At 73.6% G+C, this 20,935-nt stretch carries 22 protein-coding genes; 10 read left to right on the top strand and 12 right to left on the bottom strand.

The annotated features are described in order from the left end of the window. Positions 1–21: 21 nt before the first annotated feature. Both ACIBJE_RS27910 and ACIBJE_RS27905 read right to left on the bottom strand, forming a co-directional pair. A complete protein-coding gene (locus tag ACIBJE_RS27910) occupies positions 22–276 on the bottom strand; it encodes a glutaredoxin family protein (protein ID WP_396753248.1) in 255 nt (84 codons plus the stop codon). Further along, on the bottom strand, positions 266–1,879 hold the full coding sequence (locus tag ACIBJE_RS27905) for an AMP-binding protein (RefSeq protein ID WP_396753247.1): 1,614 nt from the start codon (positions 1,877–1,879) through the stop codon (positions 266–268). The genes ACIBJE_RS27910 and ACIBJE_RS27905 overlap by 11 nt, the downstream gene beginning before the upstream one ends. Positions 1,880–2,338: 459 nt before the next feature. On the opposite strand from ACIBJE_RS27905, the gene ACIBJE_RS27900 reads away from it, so the two are divergent. The 4 genes from ACIBJE_RS27900 to ACIBJE_RS27885 all read left to right on the top strand — a co-directional run bounded on the left by ACIBJE_RS27900 (position 2,339) and on the right by ACIBJE_RS27885 (position 6,676). Further along, positions 2,339–3,259, top strand: a complete 921-nt coding sequence (locus ACIBJE_RS27900) for an ECF subfamily RNA polymerase sigma factor, BldN family (protein ID WP_396753246.1) — start codon at positions 2,339–2,341, stop codon at positions 3,257–3,259. 353 nt (positions 3,260–3,612) lie between these two features. Beyond that, positions 3,613–4,506 (top strand): DUF5667 domain-containing protein, encoded by an 894-nt coding sequence (locus ACIBJE_RS27895; RefSeq protein ID WP_396753245.1) that lies wholly within the window; start codon positions 3,613–3,615, stop codon positions 4,504–4,506. A 44-nt stretch (positions 4,507–4,550) separates the two neighbouring features. Continuing rightward, the gene (locus tag ACIBJE_RS27890; RefSeq protein ID WP_396753244.1) at positions 4,551–5,534 is read left to right on the top strand and encodes an HAD family hydrolase; all 984 of its coding nucleotides are present in this window, start codon (positions 4,551–4,553) and stop codon (positions 5,532–5,534) included. After that, complete coding sequence (locus tag ACIBJE_RS27885; RefSeq protein WP_396753243.1) at positions 5,531–6,676, top strand: hypothetical protein; 1,146 nt, start codon at positions 5,531–5,533, stop codon at positions 6,674–6,676. The genes ACIBJE_RS27890 and ACIBJE_RS27885 overlap by 4 nt, the downstream gene beginning before the upstream one ends. Before the next feature lie 46 nt (positions 6,677–6,722). Here ACIBJE_RS27885 and ACIBJE_RS27880 read toward each other — a convergent pair whose 3' ends face one another. The 5 genes from ACIBJE_RS27880 to ACIBJE_RS27860 form a co-directional block, all read right to left on the bottom strand. Continuing rightward, positions 6,723–7,580, bottom strand: coding sequence for a lysophospholipid acyltransferase family protein (locus ACIBJE_RS27880; RefSeq protein WP_396753277.1), 858 nt, complete (start codon positions 7,578–7,580; stop codon positions 6,723–6,725). Positions 7,581–7,699: 119 nt separating this feature from the next. Further along, a complete protein-coding gene (locus ACIBJE_RS27875) occupies positions 7,700–8,770 on the bottom strand; it encodes an NAD-dependent epimerase/dehydratase family protein (RefSeq protein ID WP_396753242.1) in 1,071 nt (356 codons plus the stop codon). A 122-nt stretch (positions 8,771–8,892) separates the two neighbouring features. After that, positions 8,893–8,994, bottom strand: a complete 102-nt coding sequence (locus tag ACIBJE_RS27870) for a 30S ribosomal protein bS22 (RefSeq protein WP_007465623.1) — start codon at positions 8,992–8,994, stop codon at positions 8,893–8,895. 243 nt (positions 8,995–9,237) lie between these two features. Next, entirely contained in the window at positions 9,238–9,447 is a 210-nt protein-coding gene (locus ACIBJE_RS27865) for a helix-turn-helix domain-containing protein (protein ID WP_088981934.1), read from the bottom strand. A 410-nt stretch (positions 9,448–9,857) separates the two neighbouring features. Next, positions 9,858–11,147: a hypothetical protein gene (locus ACIBJE_RS27860; protein WP_396753241.1), complete on the bottom strand. Its 1,290-nt coding sequence runs from the start codon at positions 11,145–11,147 to the stop codon at positions 9,858–9,860. Between the two features lie 83 nt (positions 11,148–11,230). Here ACIBJE_RS27860 and ACIBJE_RS27855 point away from each other — a divergent pair, with 83 nt between their 5' ends. Continuing rightward, entirely contained in the window at positions 11,231–11,572 is a 342-nt protein-coding gene (locus ACIBJE_RS27855; RefSeq protein WP_396753240.1) for a PadR family transcriptional regulator, read from the top strand. A gap of 313 nt (positions 11,573–11,885) precedes the next feature. Here the strand turns inward: ACIBJE_RS27855 and ACIBJE_RS27850 are convergent, their stop codons facing one another. Further along, the gene (locus tag ACIBJE_RS27850; protein ID WP_396753239.1) at positions 11,886–12,806 is read right to left on the bottom strand and encodes a proline dehydrogenase family protein; all 921 of its coding nucleotides are present in this window, start codon (positions 12,804–12,806) and stop codon (positions 11,886–11,888) included. Between the two features lie 136 nt (positions 12,807–12,942). On the opposite strand from ACIBJE_RS27850, the gene ACIBJE_RS27845 reads away from it, so the two are divergent. The 3 genes from ACIBJE_RS27845 to ACIBJE_RS27835 are packed head-to-tail and all read left to right on the top strand — an operon-like array spanning position 12,943 to position 14,981. Continuing rightward, positions 12,943–13,239 (top strand): hypothetical protein, encoded by a 297-nt coding sequence (locus ACIBJE_RS27845; RefSeq protein ID WP_396753238.1) that lies wholly within the window; start codon positions 12,943–12,945, stop codon positions 13,237–13,239. A gap of 1 nt (position 13,240) precedes the next feature. Continuing rightward, positions 13,241–14,410 (top strand): glutathionylspermidine synthase family protein, encoded by a 1,170-nt coding sequence (locus ACIBJE_RS27840; protein ID WP_396753237.1) that lies wholly within the window; start codon positions 13,241–13,243, stop codon positions 14,408–14,410. 19 nt (positions 14,411–14,429) lie between these two features. Next, positions 14,430–14,981 (top strand): CGNR zinc finger domain-containing protein, encoded by a 552-nt coding sequence (locus tag ACIBJE_RS27835; RefSeq protein WP_396753236.1) that lies wholly within the window; start codon positions 14,430–14,432, stop codon positions 14,979–14,981. A gap of 95 nt (positions 14,982–15,076) precedes the next feature. Here the strand turns inward: ACIBJE_RS27835 and ACIBJE_RS27830 are convergent, their stop codons facing one another. Both ACIBJE_RS27830 and ACIBJE_RS27825 read right to left on the bottom strand, forming a co-directional pair. Continuing rightward, the gene (locus tag ACIBJE_RS27830) at positions 15,077–15,883 is read right to left on the bottom strand and encodes a sugar phosphate isomerase/epimerase family protein (protein WP_396753235.1); all 807 of its coding nucleotides are present in this window, start codon (positions 15,881–15,883) and stop codon (positions 15,077–15,079) included. A gap of 121 nt (positions 15,884–16,004) precedes the next feature. After that, entirely contained in the window at positions 16,005–16,949 is a 945-nt protein-coding gene (locus ACIBJE_RS27825) for a Ppx/GppA phosphatase family protein (RefSeq protein ID WP_396753234.1), read from the bottom strand. 73 nt (positions 16,950–17,022) lie between these two features. On the opposite strand from ACIBJE_RS27825, the gene ACIBJE_RS27820 reads away from it, so the two are divergent. After that, a complete protein-coding gene (locus ACIBJE_RS27820; RefSeq protein WP_396753233.1) occupies positions 17,023–17,820 on the top strand; it encodes a hypothetical protein in 798 nt (265 codons plus the stop codon). Positions 17,821–17,937: 117 nt separating this feature from the next. On the opposite strand, the gene ACIBJE_RS27815 is transcribed toward ACIBJE_RS27820, so the two are convergent. Beyond that, entirely contained in the window at positions 17,938–18,621 is a 684-nt protein-coding gene (locus ACIBJE_RS27815) for a response regulator (protein ID WP_396753232.1), read from the bottom strand. 22 nt (positions 18,622–18,643) lie between these two features. Continuing rightward, positions 18,644–19,957 (bottom strand): sensor histidine kinase, encoded by a 1,314-nt coding sequence (locus ACIBJE_RS27810; protein WP_396753231.1) that lies wholly within the window; start codon positions 19,955–19,957, stop codon positions 18,644–18,646. 321 nt (positions 19,958–20,278) lie between these two features. On the opposite strand from ACIBJE_RS27810, the gene phoU reads away from it, so the two are divergent. Next, positions 20,279–20,920, top strand: coding sequence for a phosphate signaling complex protein PhoU (gene phoU / locus ACIBJE_RS27805; RefSeq protein WP_396753230.1), 642 nt, complete (start codon positions 20,279–20,281; stop codon positions 20,918–20,920). Positions 20,921–20,935: the final 15 nt, after the last annotated feature.

Genomic DNA, 20,935 nt, shown 5'->3' with positions numbered 1-20,935 from the left:
AGCCAGGGGTGGTCGCGGCGGTCAGAGCTGCGGGGTGGTGAGGTCGCGCAGCAGCCGCTCCTCCTCGACCCGCCAGTAGCCGTGCTCCCGGCCGTCGAGGAGCACCACCGGCAGCCGGTCGCCGTACTCGCGTTCCAGCTCCAGGTCCCCGGTGACGTCGCGTTCGGTCCACCGGTCGCCGGTGACGGCGACCACCCGGGCGAGCGCCTCGCGGGCGTCGTCGCAGAGGTGGCAGCCGGGTCGGGTGATCAACGTGAGCCGGGCGTCACTGGACATCGGAACCTCCGTGGGCGTCTCCGGCGGCGGGCGGCCGGAGCAGGGTCTTGCGCACCTTGCCGATCGCCGAGTGCGGCAACGCGTCGACGAACTCGACCGACGTCGGGCACTTGAACCGGGCCAGGTGCCGGGCACAGTGGGCGAGCAGCTCCTCGGCACCCACCGTACCGGCCGGGGTCGGCACGACGTACGCCCGGACGGTCTCGCCGGTGCGCGGGTGCGGCACACCCAGCACCGCCGACTCCGCCACCGCCGGATGTCCCTGGAGCACCAGCTCCACCTCGTGCGGGTAGACGTTGAACCCGTTGACCAAAATCACCTCACGCAGCCGGTCCACCAGGAAGAGGGCGCCGTCGGCGTCGGCGTAGGCGACGTCCCCGGTGGCCCACCAGCCGTCCGGGTCCGGCCCGCCGCGTCCGTCCGGCCAGTAGCCGGCGAAGAGGTTCGCGCCCCGGACCACGATCTGGCCGGGGTCGGTGCCGGGCGAGGAGACGTCGAGATCCATCTCGTCGGCGTCGTCCTCGGGCGGGGGCACACCGTCCCGCCACAGGTCCGTCCCGTCCGGCGCGACCAGGCGCAGTTCCACCCCGGGCAGCGCCCGCCCGATCGAGCCGGGCTTCGGCTCCCCGTCGACCAGGGTGGAGGTGAGCACCGGAGCGGTCTCGGTGAGGCCGTACCCGACGTGCACCGGACGACCGGCGACCCCCGCGAAGCGCGCCGCGACCGCCGGCTCCAGCGGCGCCGCGCCGCAGACCGCGGCCCGGACCGACGCCGTCGCCGCCGCGACCGCCTCGCCCGCCGCCGCCCAGGCCTGGAACATCGACGGTACGCCGACCAGCACGCTCACCCGGTGCCGGGCGATCTCGTCGAGCGCCCCGACGGTGGTGAACTCGTCCACGAGCACGCCGGTCGCCCCGTGGTACACGACCGACCCGAGCCCGGTGTTCAGCCCGTACGCGTGGAACAGCGGCAGGGCCAGCAGCACGGTGTCGTCCGGCCCGACCACCGGCGGGGTGATCCGCTCGACCTGCTCGTGGTTCGCGGCCAGCGCGCGGTGCGACAGCATGGCCCCCTTGGGCCGGCCCTCGGTGCCGGAGGTGTAGAGCAGCACGGCGAGGTCGTCCCCGCCCCGGATCGACGGCACCGCGGGGCCCGGCTCGTTCGGCACTTCGGTGTGCACGGCGGTGAGGGCCGGCAGGTCCGGGGCGATCCCGGCGACCAGGTCGGCCACGGTCGGCGTGGCGATCAGCACGGCGGCACCGGAGTCGGCCAGCACGTGCCGCAGTTCGGTGGCGGTGAGCCCGGGGTTGAGCGGCACGGCGACCAGCCCGGCGCGGAGCGCACCGAGGTAGCCGAGCACGAAGTCCGGGCAGTTGGGCAGGGCGACGGCGACCCGGGCCGGCGGCTCACCGGAGGTCGGGTCGGTCGCCGGAGCGGCCCGGGTGAGCGCGCGGGCCACCCCGTCCACCGTCGCGTCCAGTTCGGACCAGGTCACCGTCCGGTCGCGCCAGTGCAGCGCGACCCGGTCGGGACGACGGTCGGCCGCCCGGCGTACCCGGTCGGCGAGGTTCGGCGTTGAACTTCCCGCTGTCTGCTGCTGCACGGTCGCTGAGTCTGGCACAGTGGGCGGCCGACAGACCATGCCCGTCGATAGGTTGCCGGGCGGCCGGGGCGCGCGACGCCACCTGACAGGCCCGCTACCTGCGGTTTCGCCCCTAATCACCTCCCTCGGCGAAAGTCAACCGGCGCCGACGGACAACGCGTCCGGCCCCGGTGCGACATGGCGGTAAATACTTTGGCTCTGTGTAACGGACTTGCCACGCATGGGTGACGTTGGCCCTATTATCACTCGGGTCGACTCGCCCCATTTGCCGTGAGTCGACACCCCTCAGCCCGAGGAGGCCACCGTGCCTGTGACCGTATTGGACCAGCACCGCACCGGGGTCTGCCGTCAGCCGGCGAGCCCCGGAGCAGCACCGACCGTCCGGATCGGAGGCGAAATCGTCTCGATCGCCCCGCAGCGGGCCGACCGGACGGCGTCCCCCGGCTGGAGGGAGGCCCGGTGACCACGTTCGGTTACGCTGAGCAACCGACGGGACTGGTCCCGATGCGTCAACTCGACGACACGTGGGGTCTCGGGGAGGGCGACGACGGGACGGCCAGACGGACGCGCAACCGACCGCACCCGAACGAACCCCCTCCCCGCTCGGCACCGCCCGGCGGCAACGCGAAGCCGACCGGGGGTCGGGTCGCGTCGCCGGCCCGGCCGAGCATGCCGGCGCAGGGCCGCCGGCCCGGCGACGAGGCGGAGCCGGTCGACCCGGCCGCCGCCGAGACCGCGCTCCTGCCGGCGGTTCCGGCCAGCGGCGCGGAGCCCGAGCCACCGGCTCCCCCGCCGAGCCGCCCGGACCCGTCCGACCCGGCGACCGAGGTGTGGTCGCTGGTGGAGCGGGCCAAGGCCGGTGAGACGGAGGCGTTCGGCCTGCTCTACGACCGGTACGTCGACACCGTCTTCCGGTTCGTCTACTTCCGGGTCGGCAACCGCCAGCTCGCCGAGGACCTCACCTCCGACACGTTCCTGCGGGCACTCAAGCGGATCGGCAGCTTCACCTGGCAGGGGCGGGACCTCGGCGCCTGGCTGGTGACGATCGCCCGCAACCTGGTCGCCGACCACTTCAAGTCCGGCCGGTACCGGCTGGAGGTGACCACCGGCGACGTCATGGACGCCGACCGCGAGGACCGGGGCCCCGAGGGGAGTCCGGAGGCGGCCGTGGTCGAGCACATCACCAACGTGGCCCTGCTGACCGCCGTCAAGCAGCTCAACCCGGAGCAGCAGGAGTGCATCGTGCTCCGCTTCCTCCAGGGGTTCTCGGTCGCGGAGACGGCGAAGGCGATGGGCAAGAACGAGGGAGCGATCAAGGCCCTCCAGTACCGCGCGGTACGCGCCCTGGCCCGCCTGCTGCCGGACGGCTTCCAGCCCTGAGCAGGTCGACGCGTCGACACCGACGGGCCACCCCTTCGGCAGACAGTGACAGCCATCACTCTCGCTCATTCTCGGCACTCCCGGCCCGTAACCACGGCCCGGCACCGACCGTTTCTCCGGGTGCGACCGGTGTTCGCCCGGCAAGCTCCCAGACCCGCGGTACGGGCGGCCACGCCCGCCACGACTCGCGCCGACCGGTGTTCCACCGGTTCCCGCCGTCACCCGGCGGCGGGAACCGCCCGGTCGGCGGCGACGAGCCGGCCCCACCGGTCCTCGGCACCGCCGAGAGCCAGCCGGCCGACGGGTGACCACGACGGTCGGACGACCGTGACCAGTGAGAGGAGATGCCTGCGGTGGACAGCAACCTCTTCTCCCGTCGGCGTGCCGAGCGTTTCGCGCAACTGCTCGACGAGGCCAACGGCGGCCGTCGGCACCACGTACGCTCCCGGGTCGACGACCGGCTCGGCGACCTGGTCGGTCTCGGCCGGCAACTCGGTGCCGCCGCCCCGCCGGCCGAGGTGGACCCGGACTTCCGCTCCGGCCTGCGGGCGATGCTGGTGGCCACCGCGGAACGCGAGGGCCTCGGCACGGGGGCCGCTCCGGCGGCCGGGTCCGAAGCGGCCGGTCGGCGGACGACCGCCGGGCCGTCCCCGCGCGGCCCACTCGTGCCCCCGGTCACCGCCCGCCGGGCCCGCGCCCGGGGTGCCATCCTGATCGGGGTCGCCGCCGGTGCCGTGGCCCTCTCCGGCATCTCGGCGGCGAGCGAGAACGCCATCCCCGGCGACGCCCTGTACGGCATGAAACGCTCCACCGAGCGCGCCCAGCTCGTCCTGGCCAGCTCGGACCTGAGCAAGGGTCAGCTCTTCCTGGACTTCGCCCGGAACCGACTCGCCGAGGCGAGCGAGGTGCGGGGCGACCGGGCGGCCTTCGAGGCGATCCTCGACGACATGGACGAGGACACCCGGCAGGGAGTACGCCTGCTCACCACCACGGCGGTACAGCGCACCGACGCCGCCGGCCTGGACGCCGTCGACACCTTCGTCACCGGGCAGCGCCGGGCGGTGACCGCCCTGCTGGACGGGGCGTCCCGCGCCGAGCGGGACCGGGCTCGCGGCTCCCTGGCGCTGCTCGACGCGGCTCAGCAGCGTTCGGACGCGCTGCGGGCGGCCCTGACCTGTGGTGCCCCGCCGGCAGATGCGGCCGACCCGCTCGGCCCGACCGCCGGTCCGTGCCCCACCACCCGCTGACCGCCGCCCGGGAACGCCCCAGCGCCGGTCGACCGCGATCTTCCTTGGCTAGTCTCGCGGATGGCAGGCGTCGCACCGCTCGCGGTGGGCGTCGTGCCGGACCGGCCGGCCGCACGCCCTGCGGCCGGCACGTCGAGCGGAGGGAGTCCTGCGTGGTCCGGACCCGGAAGGTGACCGTCAGCACGGACGCCCACGGGCACACCGCAGGTTGGGCCCCCACCGGACTGGAGCCGCCCGGCCGTCCCGCGCCCGATCCGACCGCTGCGGCCTTCTTCGACATCGACAACACGATGATGCAGGGCGCCTCGATCTACTGGTTCGCCCGGGGCCTCGCCGCCCGGAAGTACTTCACCACCGGCGACCTGGCCCGGTTCGCCTGGCAGCAGCTCCGGTTCCGGCTGCTCGCGACCGAGCACGCCGGGGACATGACGCACGCCAAGGAGACCGCCCTCGCGTTCGTCGAGGGCTGGCGGGTGGACGACGTCGAACGGCTCACCGAGGAGATCTTCGACGAGCTGATGGCCCCACGGATCTGGGCCGGCACCCGCAAGCTCGCCCTGCGCCACCTCGACGACGGGATGCGGGTGTGGCTGGTCAGCGCCGCGCCGGTGGAGATCGGCCGGGTGATCGCCGCCCGGCTCGGCCTGACCGGGGCGATCGGCACGGTCGCCGAGATCGTCGACGGCGCGTACACCGGGCGGCTGGTCGGCGACCTGATGCACGGTCCGGCCAAGGCCGAGGCGGTCGCCCAGCTCGCTGCCGTGGAGGGGCTGGCCCTGCCGCGGTGTGTCGCCTACAGCGACTCCGCCAACGACCTGCCGATGCTCTCGACGGTCGGGCGGGCGGTCGCGGTCAACCCGGACGGTGTGCTGCTGCGCACCGCGCGGGAGCGGGGCTGGGAGGTCCGGGACTTCCGTACCGGCCGTAGGGCGGCCCGGATCGCGGTGCCGTCGACGGCCGCCGCCGGGCTGCTGGCCGGTGCGGTCAGCGCCGGGGTGGCCCTGCACCGTCGACGGCGACTCCGGTGACCCACCGCCGGTGGCCGACGGCGGCACGGCTTCCGAGCCCGGCCCGGCGGTACCGTCCCGGACTGGCCGGGCTCGCCGTGGCGGTCGCCGCCGGCACCGCGCTGGTCACGTTGCCGCAGGCCGGTCCCCGGACCGTCGAGCCGGCGCCGCCGCCGCGTCGGATCGAGCAGGAGTGGCCCGAGGCCGTACGGCAGGAGCTGCCGGCCCGGCTCGCCGACGGTACGGCGTACAGCCCGGTCTGGTTCCTCGACCCGGACGTCTCGATCGGCACCGCGCCCAGCCCAGACGGACGTCACCTGCGGCTGGTGCGGCGCTCCGCCGACGGCGCGGTCCGCCAGCTACGGCGACTGCCCGCTGCCGGGAGCCCGCAGTACGCCGGGTTCACCGGCTCCGGCGCGGTGATGGCGTGGGCGGAGACCACCACCGGCCCGAACGGCCGGGGGCGTACCGAGCTGTGGACGGTGGAACCGGGCTCGGACCGACCGGCCCGACGGGTGGCCACGGACGGCGGTGACATCCTCCTCCTCAACTCCCGGCACGACCTGGTGATCGGCTCGGGTCGGCTGCACTGGGTCGCGGCGGCCCCCGGGAGTGCCCCGGCGACCGAGGTGCGCTCGGTGCCGCTGGCCGGGGGCCGGGTCACGGTGCGGACCGAGCCGGGAGCCTGGACGCTGTCGGCGTGGCCGTGGCTGGTCAGCGCGGCGACCGGTGGCGGCGGCCCGGTGCGGCTGCGCCACCTGGTCGACGGTACGGAGCGCACGGTGCCCGCCGGCCCGGACGAGCTGCTCAGCTGTGGTCCGGTCTGGTGCCGGGCGCTGGTGCCGGCCGGGGCGGGACCGGGCCTGCTGGACCTGTTCCGCCCGGACGGCCGGGACCGGCACCGGGTGGCCGGCGGGGACGCCAGCGCCGCGCTGGTCGACGTGGCGGTCCGGGACCGGTTCGAGGTGCTCCTGGGCACCGGTCCGGCGGGCACGGTCGGCGACGGAGTCCAACTGCGGCTCTACGACCTCACCCGGCGGCGGACGCTGGTGGCGGCCGACGGGGTGGGGCTGGTGCTCTGTCGGGGGGACGTGCTCTGGTGGTCCACCGGCGGACGTGAGGTGACCGGCTGGCGCACCCTGGACCTGCGCACCCTGACCTGAGCCGGGCCCGACGCGGGCGGAACCGGGGCCGAACCGGCGGTGGACGTCAGGGGCCGAACGGGTCGGGCCGGCGTTCCAGGAGCTGGTGCAGGGTCTGCTGGATGGTCTCCCGGACCTGGTCGGCGAGGTTGAACACGACCAGCGGGTCGTCGGCCGAGTCGGTCAGGTGCGCGGTGGGGATCGGCGGGCAGAACTCGATCAGCCACTTGCTCGGCAGCGGCACCAGGCCCAGCGGCCCGAGCCACGGGAACGTCGGGGTGATCGGGAAGTAGGGGAGCTTGAGCAGCCGCGCGAGCGGCTTGACGTCGGCGAGCATCGGGTAGGTCTCCTCGGCGCCGACGATCGCCACCGGGACGATCGGGGTGCCGGTACGCAGCGCGGCCGAGACGAACCCGCCCCGCCCGAAGCGTTGCAGCTTGTACCGGTCGGCGTAGAGCTTGCCGATGCCCTTGAACCCCTCGGGGAAGACGCCGACCAGTTCGCCGTTGCGCAGCAGCCGCTCGGCGTCCGGGTTGCAGGCGACCGTGCCGCCGGACTTGCGGGCCAGCTCGGAGACGACCGGCATCCGGAAGACCAGGTCGGCGCCGAGCAGCCGCAGGTAACGGCGGGCCGGATGCTGGTCGTGCAGGGCCGCGGAGAGGATCAGCGCGTCCAGCGCGACGGTGCCGGAGTGGTTGCCGACCACCAGGCCCGCCCCCTCTGCGGGCACGTGCTCCAGACCGGTGACCTCGGTGCGGAACCAGTCCCGGTAGAGCACGCGCAGCAGCGGGTGCAGGACCGCCCCGGTCAGCTCCGGGTCGAAGCCGAACTCGTCGATCTCGTAGTCGCCGGCCAACCGGCGACGCAGGAAGGCCAGGCCCTGGGCGACCCGGCGGTCCCACTGGTCGACCGGGCGGTCCGGCACGGCGGGGGGCTCCGGGTGGTGGTGACCGTTGCGGCGGGCCGGTCGGGCCAGGTCGGCGGCGTCCGGTGGCTCGAACGGCCGGCCCACCGGCACGTCCCGCTCGGTCCCGTCGGGCCGGCTCACGACTGCTCCCGGACGGCCGCCCGGACCTGTCGGATGCCGGCGAGGACGGCCTGTTCGGCGGCGGCGAGCTGGTCGCGGGTCACCACCACGCCACCGTGGTGGGCGCGGAGGAAGTCGTCGAAGGCGGCGGCGGTGGAGCGCGGGGTGAAGCCGTACTCGGCGACCAGCCGGCTGGTGTCGACCACCCGGCCGTGCACGAAGAGGTCGACCTGGTCGAGACCGAGTCGGCCGTATCCGAGCGTCCGGGCCAGCGCGACCGCCCCGGACAGCCCCGGTTCCAGCACCGGCACCTCCAGCCGACCGGCCCGACGGATGGCCTGGGAGAGCGAGAGCACGCCCGGACCGGCGACGTTGTAGGTGCCGGGATGGTCCTCGACGACCGAGCGGTGCAGCACCTCCAGGGCGTCGTCGAAGTGGAGGAACTGCAGGCGGGGGTCACGGCCGAGGACGGTGGGGACGACCGGCTGGCGGAAGTACCGGGTCAGTGTGGTGTCGGCGGTGGAGCCGATGAACGGCGCGAAGCGCAGCACGGTCGCGGTGACGTCGGGGCGACGACGACGGAAGCCGCGGACGTACCCCTCGATGTCGAGGATGTCGCGACCGAACCCGCCGCGCGGAAGCTCGCGCGGCTCGGTCTCCTCGGTGAAGACGGCCGGGTCGCGGAAGGAGACGCCGTAGGCGGCGGTCGACGACCGGACGACGACCTTGCGCAGCCGGGGCGCCCGCTGGCAGGCGGCGAGGAGCTGCATGGTGCCGATGACGTTCTGTTCCTTCATCGCCGCCCGACCGCCCTGCTGCCGGTCCGGGGCGGTGACCAGGGCGAGGTGGGCCACCGCGTCGACCTCCAGGTCGGCGAGGAGTTCACCGAGCGAGCCGGCGTCGACGCGCACCCGCTCGACCCGGTCGAGCAGGTCGACCGGCTCCGTCGTGCCCGGCGGGTCGACGCCGATCACCCGGTCGATCCTCGGGTCGGCGGCGAGCCGGGCGGCGACGTGCGCGCCGAGGTAGCGACTGACCCCGGTCACGACGACGACCCCCGGAGCACCCGAGGTGCCACCGGGGGTCATGTCGCGCACCCTGCCCGGCAGGCCGGATCATCGAGCCGGGACGTCCACGGCCTTCTCACCTGAGCCTCCGGGAGTCGACAGATGGCAAGTGGTACACGGTGCCGGGTCACGCCCGGCACCGGTCACTTGCCGAGACGGCGACGCTGGACGCGGGTCTTGCGCAGCAGCTTGCGGTGCTTCTTCTTAGCCATGCGCTTGCGGCGCTTCTTGACCACCGAGCCCATACGACAGCCTTTCGATGCAACGTGCGGGGCGGACCAGAGGCACCACGACATGGTGCTGGTACCGCTTGCGGACAACGGACCGGACCTGATGGGTGGCATCGCGGCGCACCGCTGGGTGGTCACGGTCGGGATCCAGGGTAGCCGGAGAGCATCAGCAGGACCAACGCGCCCCCGTCGATGCCCGTCACGACGCCACGGGGAGGCACTCCGCGCACCCCGATCCGTGGTTCCGGTGGAAGCCCGTCAGGCCGTCTCGGAGAACGCTCCGCGCAGGTACTCGTGCACCGCGTGTTCGGGCACCCGGAACGACCGTCCGACCCGGACGGCGGTGAGCTCACCGCTGTGCACGAGCCGGTAGACCGTCATCTTCGACACCCGCATGACCGCCGCCACCTCGGCGACGGTGAGAAACTTGACCTCCGACAGCCGTCCGTCGGACTGCGACCCGGCCATGACTCACCGACCCATCCCATGCCCAGCGCGGCCTGAGACGGGTTCGTCCCGCCACGAGGGCAACGCGCGTGTTACCAGTACGGTAACGGGACGGCTGTGAACGGCGCGATCCCTTCGCGCATTTGATCTCGTCGTGAGTTTGCTTCCGCCCTGTTGAGCTGCGGCGGAAGGCGCCCGGTGGCTCCGGTGGCGCCACCGGGGCCACCGGGCGGGCGCCCCGGGCCGATTGCGGACACGGTCCGGGGCTCCGCACTGGGAGCGTGCTCAGTGTCTCAGACCCGACCGGCGGCCCGGACGGCGGTCGATCATGGTGGCCCACAGCGGCGGTGAGCTGGGGCGGGACGCTCCCCGGGCAGACGGACGGCGCTTTCACCGCAGGCAGGCGGCGCTTTCCGCGGCGGGCGGATCGGTCAACGGGCCACCGCCCGGCGCACCTGGGCCACGCAGTCGTCGTGCAGCTTCGACCACGGCTCGCCGTAGACCTCCTGGGCGGCCTCCGCCACCGGCCGACGGTCGTGCACCACCGCCGCGAAGAAGTCGAGCAGGCGCTGACCGCCGTACCGGTCCACCAGGTACCGGACCGCCAGGTAGCCGACGCCGTAGCTGGCCGCGACCCGGTCGGCGGGGGCGTCGTCGGTGGGAGCGAGGGTGTCGAGCCGGCCGTCCCAGCCGCCGGTGGCCATCAGCCGCCGGACGTCGTCCAGCCCGGCGTACCGGCCCACCGGTCGGCCCGCCGCACCGGCCAGCTCGGCCGTCCCCTCGACCAGCCACCAGGCGTGCCGGTCGGACCAGCCGCCGGCGGGCAGCGACGCGGCGTGGGTCAGCTCGTGCCGGAGCAGGTCGGCGACGCCGCCCGCGCGCAGCGCGTCCGCGTTCAGCACCACCTCGTGGTGTCCACCGCCGACGGTCACCACGTACCCGCCGGTCCATGCCGGCCGGCCTCCGCCGTACCAGCGCCGCCACCCGTCCCGACCGGCGTAGAAGATCCGGTACCGGTCGGGCCGGAGGCCGTCCACGGCGTACCGGTCGGCGACCGTCGCGGCAGCCTCGGCCTCGGCGAGCAACCCGGGGAGACGGGCCCGCAGGTCGGGGGTGGTGGCCACCACGGTGCGCCGGCCGACGGCGGCCACCAGTTCGCTGACCTCCCACGGCCGGGTACCGGTCTCGGCGGAGGTGGAGGGCTCGACGGCGACCAGGCGGGGCCCGTCGGCTGTCTCCCGCCACCGGGTCGCGGCCAGCACCGGGCTGGGGGTGCAGTCGGGCACGACGAGGCAGTACCGGTAGGTGACCGCCTGCCGCCACTGGCCCGGCTGACCGGGCGTCGGAGTCGGGTGCCCGCTGGGCTCGGCCCGCCAGACCGCGATCCGCAACGCGCGCAGGGAGGTGAACCGCCGGGTGAGATCGCCCCGGGCAGCCGGCTCGGCGACCGCGAGGAAGCCGTCCCGGTCGCCGCGCAGCAGCGCCCCGGCCTGCCGCCCGAGCTGGGTGTCGATCGCGGCGGCCAGCCGGGCGACCGGACCGGTCGCCGGAGAGCCGGGACGCGTCGCCGGGTCGTCGGTCGACCGGCCCGCCGTCTCCCGGACCACCGCCGCCACCAACGCCGCCGGCAGGAGGCAGCCCAGGGCCACGGCCACCACGGCGACGGCCGCCCAGAGGAGCCCGCGCCGCCTGCGCCGCGACCCGTGCCGCTCGTCCTCCACGGCGGGGAGAGTACGCCATTCGGCTGGCCGGACTGCCGTTTGCGCCGGCTGGTCAGGGCTTCCGGCTTACCTAGACTCCGGACATGGCTCGTACCGGCCCCCGGCTCACCCCGCAGACGGTCGAGGTGCTGCGGCTGCTCCTCGCCGCGCCGGACCGACCCCGGTACGGCCGGGACATCGCCCGTCAGACGAAGCTGAAGACCGGCACCCTGCACCCGATCCTGGCCCGGTTGGAGCTGGCCGGCTGGGTGGAGAGCTTCTGGGAGGACCCGGCCGCGCACGAGGCCCAGGGCCGGCCGCGCCGCCGGTACTACCGGCTCACCGCCGACGGGGTACGGGTGGCCGGCACGGCCGTCGCCAATCCGTCCGACGACACGCGCGCCACCGCCGTGCCGCCCACCCTGCGTCCGCATCCCGGCTTCTAGCCGCACGGACCGGGGTACCCGCTCCGGTCAAGGGTCACCGGGCCACATTGGCAGCACGCGAAAGAAAAGCTCACAACTGCGCCGGTCAATGTCTAGCTAGGTAGTTTTCAGGAAGCGCTCGCCGACCGGACACGTCGGCCGGGTCCCGGCCGGTCGGCCACCGGACCCTGCCGGCCGCCCGGCGCACCGACCCGCCGGAGAACGGGGGCGGTGGGTCGGGCGAGCGCCCCTACGGGCCCCACCGGACGCCCGGTGTGGCGCGGGCCGGCGGACGAGGGGTCTCCGCCGGCCCGCTCCGCGCCCGCCGGACCGGTCACTTCCGGGAGAGCAGGGCGCGGCCGAAGAAGGCGAGGTTGGCCGGGCGTTCGGCGAGCCGCCGCATGAGGTAGCCGTACCACTGGTCGCCGTAGGGCACGTACGTCCGGACGGTGTAGCCGGCGGCGACCAGTCGGGCCTGCTCCTCGGGCCGGATGCCGTAGAGCATCTGGAACTCGAAGCTGCCCGGTCCCCGGTCGAACCAGCGGGCCCGGTCCTCCCCGATCGCGATCAGGCGGGGGTCGTGGGTGGCGAGCATCGGATAGCCGGCCCCGGACATCAGCACGTTCATGCAACGCACGTAGGAGCGGTCCACGTCCCGGGCCGACTGGTAGGCGACGGACTCCGGCTCCCGGTACGCGCCCTTGCAGAGCCGGACCCGGGAACCGGCGGTGGCCAGGTCCCGACAGTCCGCCTCGGTCCGCCGCAGGTACGCCTGGAGCACCGCCCCGGTGCCGGGATGGTCCTTGCGGAGCTTGGACAGGATGTCCAGCGTCGAGTCGGTGGTGGTGTGGTCCTCCATGTCCAGGGTGACCGTGGTGCCCGCCTCGTCGGCGGCCACGCAGATGGCCCGCGCGTGGTCGTAGGCGAGCTGCTCGTCGAACTTCTGGCCGAGGGCGGAGAGCTTCACGCTCACCTCGGCGGCCGGGGTGAGCCCGGCCCCGCGCAGCGCCCGCAGCAGGGTGAGGTACTCGTCCCGGGTGGCGGTGGCCTGCTCGGGCTTGACGGTGTCCTCGCCCAGGTAGTCGAGGGTGACCATGAGGCCGTCACCGACGAGTCCGCGGGTCACGCGCAACGCGTCGTCGGTGCCGGCGCCGGCGACGAACCGGCGGACGACGTCCCGGGTGTAGGGGGCCGTCTCGACGAGCCGTTCGACCCGGGATGACCGGGCCGCGGCGAGGATGACCGAACGGAGCATGAGCCGAGGGTAACGCCCGGGCCGGGAACCGCGCCCGGCAGCGGCCACCTCCATTACCGGCCCGGTTTGCCCCGTAATAGCCGCACGAGAAATCGTTGACCAGGGCGGTTTTCGTGCACGACCGGTTGACGACGCGGTGGCGACCATCCGCTACAACGAACGGGTGGAAAACCGCTCCCCTCGCCGGCTCCGGTCGGCCACCGTGCAACTCGGCACGCTCACCGTGCTCGCGCTGGCCCTGTCCGGGTGCAACATGACCTCGGACGACGACGATGACGACTGCGCCCTCGGCCCGAGCGGCGGAGGCGGCACCGTGGCGCTGGCCCTCCAGAAGCCCACCCCGGCCACCGGGGTGGCCGCCCCGGAGCCGGCCTCGGCGGCCGTCCCGGAGCGCGGCGGTTTCGGCACCCACCTGGCCGACTGCGGCGGCTGACGTGCGCCGGGAGACCCGCACGCCCCGGCCCGACTGGCAGGCGACGATCCGCGAGCAGGGGCTGGTCTACGCCGAGACCGAACTGCCCGACGGCGAACTCATGTCGTACTGGGACGAGACCGCCACGTACGCCTTCGACCTGGACGAGGTGCTCCGGCTGGAGGAGGCGACCGAGGAGCTGCACCGGATGTCGGTGGCCGCCGCCGAGCACGTGGTGGCCCGCAACCGGTACGCCGACTTCGGCATCCCGGAATGGGCGGCCGAGGCGGTGGCCCGGTCGCTGCGCGAGCGTCCGCCCAGCCTCTACGGCCGGTTCGACCTCTGGTACGACGGCTCCTGGCCGCCGAAGCTGCTGGAGTACAACGCCGACACCCCCACCTCGCTGGTCGAGGCGGGCATCATCCAGTGGTACTGGCTGGAGCAGACCCGGCCCGACCTGGACCAGTGGAACAGCCTGCACGAGCGGCTGGTCACGGCCTGGCACCGGATCGGTCGGGAGTTGCACGACCCGACCGTGCACGTGTTCTGGTCGCGGGAGGAGGACTCCGGCGAGGACCAGATGACCGCCGGCTACCTCGCCGAGTGCGCCCGGCAGGCCGGGCTGAAGGCCGAGCTGATGCCGATCCAGGAGATCGGCTGGGACGGCCGCCGCTTCGTCGACCGGTTCGACCGGCCGATCACCACCTGTTTCAAGCTCTACCCGTGGGAGTGGATGGTCGCCGAGCCGTACGGCCGGCTCGCCCTGGAACCGGGCACCCCGACCACCTGGATCGAGCCGGCCTGGAAGCTGCTGCTGTCCAACAAGGCGCTGCTGGCCGTCCTCTGGGAGCTGTACCCCGGGCACGAGCTGCTGCTCCCGGCGTACCTCGACTCGCCCCGGGGGATGCCCGAGTACGTCGTCAAGCCCCTGCTCGGTCGGGAGGGCGGGTCGGTCCGGATCGTCACGGCCGGCGGTGCCGAGATCAGCAACCCGGGCATCTACGGCGACGAGGGCTGGTGCTACCAGGAGTTCCGGGCCCTGCCGGAGTTCGCCGGCAACCGGATGGTGCTCGGTAGCTGGATCGTCGACGGCGAGTCGGCCGGGGCGGGCATCCGGGAGAGCGAGAGCCTGATCACCGATGGTTACGCCCGGTTCCTGCCTCACTACATCGATGCGCCACGCGCTTCCTGAGTCGTCTACCGTTGGGGGTGTGAACTTCGACGCGTACGCCCGAAACGGCGTTGACCTCGTCAACGCCCGCCTGGACGACCTCGACGACCTGCGGTCCCTGCTCCCCGGTGCCGATGCGGGGCTGCGCGAAGAGATCACGGAACGGGATCTGGCGACCTTCCGCCGGGCACGGAAACGCCTGCGTGGTGTCTTCGAGTACGGCGCCTCCGGCCAGGACTCCGAGGCGGTCGCGGAGCTGAACGCCCTGCTGGAGGCGTACCCGGTACACCCGCACATCTCCGGGCACGACTCCAGCGACTGGCACATGCACCCGGCGAGCCGGGGCGCCTCGATGGCGGTCGACTACCTGGCCGGCGCGGTCTGGGGGTTGGCGGTCTGGCTCTGCGAGTACGGCAGCGCCCGGTTCGGGGTCTGCGCCGACGAGCGGTGCGGCAACGTCTACCTGGACACGTCGTCCAACTGCTGCCGGCGGTTCTGCTCGGAGCGCTGCGCCACCCGGTCGCACGTGGCCGCCCACCGGGCCCGCAAGCGCGCCGCCACCGCCGACCAGCCGCTCACGCCGGTCAGCTGAGTCAGCCCGGCTCCCGACTGAGTTGATCAAGAAGTTTGTGTCACCCGGACGTCGGATCGTGACGCGAACTTCTTGATCAACGGCAGGAAGGGCGGTCAGGCGTCGACCGGGGACGGGGCGGCGAGGTGCTGACGGGCGAAGTCGAGGGCGGCGCGCAGGTCGGCCTCGCGGACCGCACGGCTCTTCGCGCCCCGGGTGGCCACCTCCACCGCCACCGAACCGGTGAAGCCTCGGCCGGCCAGCGAGGAGAGCAGCTCGGCGCAGGGCTGGTTGCCCCGCCCCGGCACCAGGTGCTCGTCGCGTCCCTCGCCGGTGCCGTCACCGAGGTGCACGTGCGCCAACTGGTCACCCATCCGGTCGGCCATCGCCAGCGCGTCGGTGTGCGAGGCGGCGCAGTGCGACAGGTCGAGCGTGTACGCGTCGTACCCGGTGTCGGTCGGGTCCCAGCCGGGCAGGTACGGCACGAACTGCCGGCCCGCCATCCGCACCGGGTACATGTTCTCCACCGCGAAGCGCAGCCCGCCGTGCCGCCGGCCGATCTCGGCCATGCCGTCGGCGAAGCCCCGGGCGTAGTCGCGCTGCCAGGTGAAGGGCGGGTGGACGACCACCGTCGGGGCCTCCAGGGTCTCGGCCAGCTCCGCCGCCTTCCGGAGCCGCTCCCACGGGTCGGGGCTCCACACCCGCTGGGTGACCAGCAGGCAGGGCGCGTGCACCGACAGGACCGGCACACCGTAGTGCGCGGCGAGACCGCGCAGCGCGCCGGCGTCCTGGCTGACGGCGTCCGTCCAGACCATCACCTCGACGCCGTCGTAGCCGAGCGCCGCGGCCAGTTGGAACGCCGCCGCAGTCGGCTCGGGGAAGACCGAGGAGCTGGAGAGGAGCACCGGAACGCGGGAAGTCACATCAACCAGGGTAGCCCGCGTCGATGACGGCATCGTGACGAGCAGTCGCAAACCGCCCGTAACCTCCGGATCCGATCACACGGATCCCGGCCAGTCGCCCACACCGACCCTGGCCGGTCGCTCACACCGGTCCGAGCTGGTCCAGTCGGCGGAGGATGACCCCCTCCCGCAGCGCCCAGGGGCAGACGTCCAGCGCCTCGACGTCCAGCCGACGCAGCACCGCCTCGGCCACCACCGCCCCGGCCAGGAGCTGGTGCGAGCGGCCGGCACTGACCCCCTCCAGTTCGGCGAGCTGGACGGGCGGGATGTGCCGGATGAAGGTGAGCACCTGCCGCAGTCCGGTCCGGGTGAGCCGGCGGGGGGCCCAGAGACCGGCGCTGGACGGGGCCGCGCCGGCCAGCCGGGCCAGCGTCCGGAACGTCTTCGAGGTGACCACCGGTCGGTCCCAGCCCACCCCGGCCATCTGCTCGACCACCGGGTCGAGCTTTCCGTCGACGTACTCCCGCAGGTCGTCGACGACCTCGGCGGGGGGCGGGGTGGCGGTGGTCGGGTCCACCCCCAGACGCTCCCGGGTCAGCCGGCCCGCGCCGAGCGGCAGCGAGACCGCCACGTCCGGGTCCTCGTCGATACCGGCGGCCACCTCCAGCGAACCGCCGCCGATGTCCAGCACCAGCAGCCGGCCGGCGGACCAGCCGAACCAGCGCCGTACCGCCAGGAAGGTCAGCCGGGCCTCGTCCGCCCCGGCGAGCACCTCCAGCCGTACGCCGGTCTCGTCCCGGACCCGGGCCAGCACCTCGGCGCCGTTGGTGGCGTCGCGGACGGCGGAGGTGGCGAACGCGATCAGGTCGTCGGTGTCCAGGCCGACGGCCGCCTGCCGGGCCATGCCGACCGCCTCGACCAGCGCGTCCGCGCCCGCCCGGGTCAACGCGCCGTCCGGGCCGATCTGCTCGGCGAGGCGGAGCACCACCTTCTCGGAGTGCGCCGGCCAGGGGTGGGCACCGTGGTGCGCGTCCACCACCAGCAGGTGCACCGTGTTGGAACCGACGTCGAGGACACCCAGTCGCATGGTGAAGACCCTAGAGCCCGCCCGCGTACGCGGCTCGCCTGCCGGTTGGCCGCACCCGGCGTAGGCTGGCCGGATGGAGATCCGAGTGCTGGTGGACGAGCCGGCTGACCCGCGCAGCCGGGAGGTGCCGCTGGATTTCCCCCGCGAATGGGTCGAGTTCGTCGACCCGGCCGACGACCGGCACGTCGTCCGCGCCGACCTGACCTGGCTGCTCTCCCGCTGGACGTGTGTCTTCGGCCGGGGCTGCCACGGCATCGTCGCCGGACGGGCCGCGGACGGGTGCTGCTCGCACGGCGCGTTCTTCACCGACGCCGACGACGAGAAGCGGGTCCGCGCCGCCGCGAAGCGGCTCACGCCGCAGACCTGGCAGCACCACCGGCGTGGGTTCAAGAACTGGACCGAGATGGACACCGTCGACGGCAAGAACCCGGCCCGGCGGACCGCCACCCAGGGCATCGACGGCCCGTGCGTATTCCTCAACGACGCCGACTTCCCGGCCGGGGGCGGCTGCGCGCTGCACGCCCAGGCGCTGCGGGACGGGGCGCACCCGCTGGAGTACAAGCCGGACGTCTGCTGGCAGCTGCCGATCCGGCGGGACCAGGAGTGGAGCAATCGACCGGACAACACCAAGGTGCTGGTGACCACGCTGGCCGAGTTCGACCGGCGGGGCTGGGGCTCCGGCGGGCACGACCTGGACTGGTGGTGCACCTCGTCGCCGGACGCGCACGTCGGCGGCGAGCCGATGTACCTGTCCTACGGGCCGGAGCTGACCGCGCTGATCGGCGAGCCCGCGTACGTCAAGCTCACCGAACTGTGCGCGGCCCGCCACCGGCAGGGCCTCGTCGCCCCCCACCCGGCCACCCCGTCCTGACCGCCGGGGCGGAGTGGGTTGGGGTTGGGTGGTAGCAGGGGTCCCCTGCTACCGCCTGGTGATGAGCAGGGGTCCCCTGTTACCACCTCAGCCGGCTACCACCTCAGCCGGACGGGCCTACGGCTCGAACTTGTAGCCCAGGCCCCGCACCGTGATGATGTAGCGCGGCGCGGACGGCTCCGGCTCGACCTTCGAGCGCAGGCGCTTGACGTGCACGTCGAGGGTCTTGGTGTCGCCGACGTAGTCCGCGCCCCAGACCCGGTCGATCAACTGCCCCCGGGTGAGTACCCGACCGGCGTTGCGCAGCAGCAGCTCCAGCAGCTCGAACTCCTTGAGCGGGAGCTGCACCGGCGCACCGTCGACGGTCACCACGTGCCGTTCGATGTCCATCCGGACCGGGCCGGCGGCCAGCGTCGGCCCGCCCGTCTCGGCCGCCTCGACGCTCTGCCGCCGCAGCACCGCCCGGATCCGGGCGACCAGCTCGCGCGGCGAGTACGGCTTGGTGACGTAGTCGTCCGCCCCGATCTCCAGGCCGACCACCTTGTCGATCTCGCTGTCCCGGGCGGTGACCATGATGATCGGCACGTGGGAGCGCTGGCGGAGCTGGCGGCACACCTCCGTACCGGACATCTCCGGGAGCATCAGGTCGAGCAGGACGATGTCCGCGCCCGTCCGGTCGAACTCGGTGAGGGCGGAGGTCCCGGTCGCGGCGACCGACACCTCGAAGCCCTCCTTCCGAAGCATGTAGGACAGGGCGTCGGAGAAGGACTCCTCGTCCTCGACCACCAGAACGCGGCTCACCAGGGGTTTCCTTTCGGTACGGTCAGACCTGCCGGAGCTCGGCCGGGCCGGCCTCGATCTCAGCGGACTGGAGTGTCGCCGCCAGGTCGTCCGGCGGACGGGCGGGCAACCGGAGGGTGAACGTCGAGCCACCACCAAGAGTGCTCGACACGTCGACCCGTCCGCCATGGTTGCTCGCGATGTGCTTGACGATCGCCAGACCCAGGCCGGTGCCGCCGGTCGAGCGGGAACGGGCCTGGTCGGCGCGGTAGAACCGCTCGAAGATCCGGTCCACGTCGGTGGGGGCGATACCGATGCCCTGGTCCGCGACGGCGACCCGGACATGCTCGTCGTCACTACTGACCGTGACGGTGACGGTGGTGTCCGCGCCGGAGTAGATGATCGCGTTCTCCACCAGGTTCGCCACGGCCGTCGCGATCTGGTTGTCGTTGCCGTACACGGTCAGACCCCGCCCGCCCTCGACAGCGATGGCCACCCGCCGGGCGGCGGCCGTGGTGCGGGTCCGGTCGAGCACCTCGGCGATCACCCAGTCCACCGCCACCGGCTCGGGGGCGGGCTGCGGTTCGGCACCCTGCAACCGGGTCAGCTCCAGCAGCTCGTGCACCAACCGGCCCAGCCGGGTCGACTCGTGCTGGATCCGTTCGGCGAACCGTCGGGCGGCCGCCACGTCCTCCGACCGGTCGGCGGCGGTCGGACCCGCCGCTCCGGCGATGCTCGGGACGGCCGGTTCGGTGGCGTCGAGCAGCGCCTCGGCGAGCAGTTGGAGCGCACCGATCGGGGTCTTCAGCTCGTGGCTGACGTTGGCCACGAAGTCGCGGCGGACCCGGGCGAGGCGGTGCGACTCGGTCACGTCGACGGCCTCGACGGCGACGTGACCGCCGCCGATACCCATCGCCCGCAGGTGCACCCCGAGCGGGTCCGGTCCGACGTTGTCGCGGCCCCGGGGCAGGTCGAGCTCGATCTCGCGACGCACGCCGGTGCGCCGCACCTGCCCGGCGAGGGTACGGATCAACGGGTGGGCGGCCATCGAACCGGGAGTGGTGCCGGTCCGGAGCAGCCCCATCGCCCGGGCGGCCGGGTTGACCAGCACCGGTTGATCGTCGGAGTCGAGCACCACCACGCCGGCCCGGAGTGAGTCGATCGTTCTACGGCCGAGGCCGGAGAGGCCTGCCTGCTGGTCGTCGGGCATCGCGGGCCTTCCTGCCGTGTTCCACCCGGATCCTGCGGCGCTCGTGCCCGAGGCGCGCGACCGGAGGGCGTACCGGGCCAGCAGGAGCCCGGTGACCAGCCCGATCACCAGGGCCAGCACCACGCCGACCGTCGTTGCCCAGTCCACCCGGCGATCGTAGGGTCATTGTTCACCTGGCAACCGTGCAGAATGGGCCGAATCACTCTCACTTCCGGGAGTGTTCACCATCCCGACGGTGGGCGTTCACCGTGGTTCACCCCGACTCCGCCTCCCGCCCCTACGGTTGGCGCCGCACCCACCGCGTCGCCCGGTCGGCGGGACGGCCACCGAACCGCGCCGCCGACTCCAGGGCGGCGAGGACCGCCCCGTCCCGGGCGACCACCGACCCTCGCCCGCCCCGCCCCGCAGGGGCGGCCACCCACCCGCGCCGCCGAGATCCAGGGCGGCCACCGACCACAGGACGTGACCATGCGCGACGAGTTCCGGGCCGAACTGCAGACCGTCAGCCAGCTGCTGGTGGACATGGCCGGGGGAATCCGGGCCGCCATGCGGCAGGCCACCCGGGCACTGCTCACCGCCGACCGGAAGGCGGCCGAGATCGTGATCGTGCGGGACGCCGAGATCGACGGCCTCTACCGGGACGTCGAGGAACGCGTCTGCGAGCTGCTCGCCCGGCAGGCTCCGGTCGCCTCGGACCTGCGGGCGGTGATCACCGCGCTGCACGTCGCGGCCGACCTGGAGCGGATGGGCGACCTCGCCGACCACGTCGCCAAGACCGCGCTGCGGCGGCACCCCTCCCCCGCCGTCCCCGCCGAACTACGGCCGATCTTCACCGACATGGCCGAGATCGCGGACCGGATGGCAGGGAAGATCGCCTCGGTGCTGGCGGACCCGGACGCGGATCTCGCCGCCGAACTGGACCGTGACGACGACGCCATGGACGACCTGCACCGCAGTCTCTTCGGGGTGCTGCTCGACGAGGCCTGGCCGTACGGGGTGGAGACGGCGATCGACGCGACGCTGCTCGGCCGGTTCTACGAGCGCTTCGCCGACCACGCGGTGAACGCCGGCGAGCACGTGGTCTACCTGGTCACCGGCGAGCCGGTCTGAGGCGCCGCCGCCCGC

Source organism: Micromonospora sp. NPDC050187, assembly GCF_044459745.1.
Classification (GTDB): domain Bacteria; phylum Actinomycetota; class Actinomycetes; order Mycobacteriales; family Micromonosporaceae; genus Micromonospora.
The sequence above is the reverse complement of the archived record's forward strand: the minus strand, read 5'-3'. Positions and strand labels throughout refer to the sequence as shown.

Coding starts and splice junctions, on each gene's coding strand:
- ACIBJE_RS27910 (WP_396753248.1), bottom strand. CDS start 276: ATGTCCAGTGACGCCCGGCTCACGTTGATCACCCGACCCGGCTGCCAC.
- phoU (WP_396753230.1), top strand. CDS start 20,279: ATGCGCGACGAGTTCCGGGCCGAACTGCAGACCGTCAGCCAGCTGCTG.
- ACIBJE_RS27875 (WP_396753242.1), bottom strand. CDS start 8,770: ATGACCCCCGGTGGCACCTCGGGTGCTCCGGGGGTCGTCGTCGTGACC.
- ACIBJE_RS27825 (WP_396753234.1), bottom strand. CDS start 16,949: ATGCGACTGGGTGTCCTCGACGTCGGTTCCAACACGGTGCACCTGCTG.
- ACIBJE_RS27820 (WP_396753233.1), top strand. CDS start 17,023: ATGGAGATCCGAGTGCTGGTGGACGAGCCGGCTGACCCGCGCAGCCGG.
- ACIBJE_RS27855 (WP_396753240.1), top strand. CDS start 11,231: ATGGCTCGTACCGGCCCCCGGCTCACCCCGCAGACGGTCGAGGTGCTG.
- ACIBJE_RS27865 (WP_088981934.1), bottom strand. CDS start 9,447: ATGGCCGGGTCGCAGTCCGACGGACGGCTGTCGGAGGTCAAGTTTCTC.
- ACIBJE_RS27850 (WP_396753239.1), bottom strand. CDS start 12,806: ATGCTCCGTTCGGTCATCCTCGCCGCGGCCCGGTCATCCCGGGTCGAA.
- ACIBJE_RS27870 (WP_007465623.1), bottom strand. CDS start 8,994: ATGGGCTCGGTGGTCAAGAAGCGCCGCAAGCGCATGGCTAAGAAGAAG.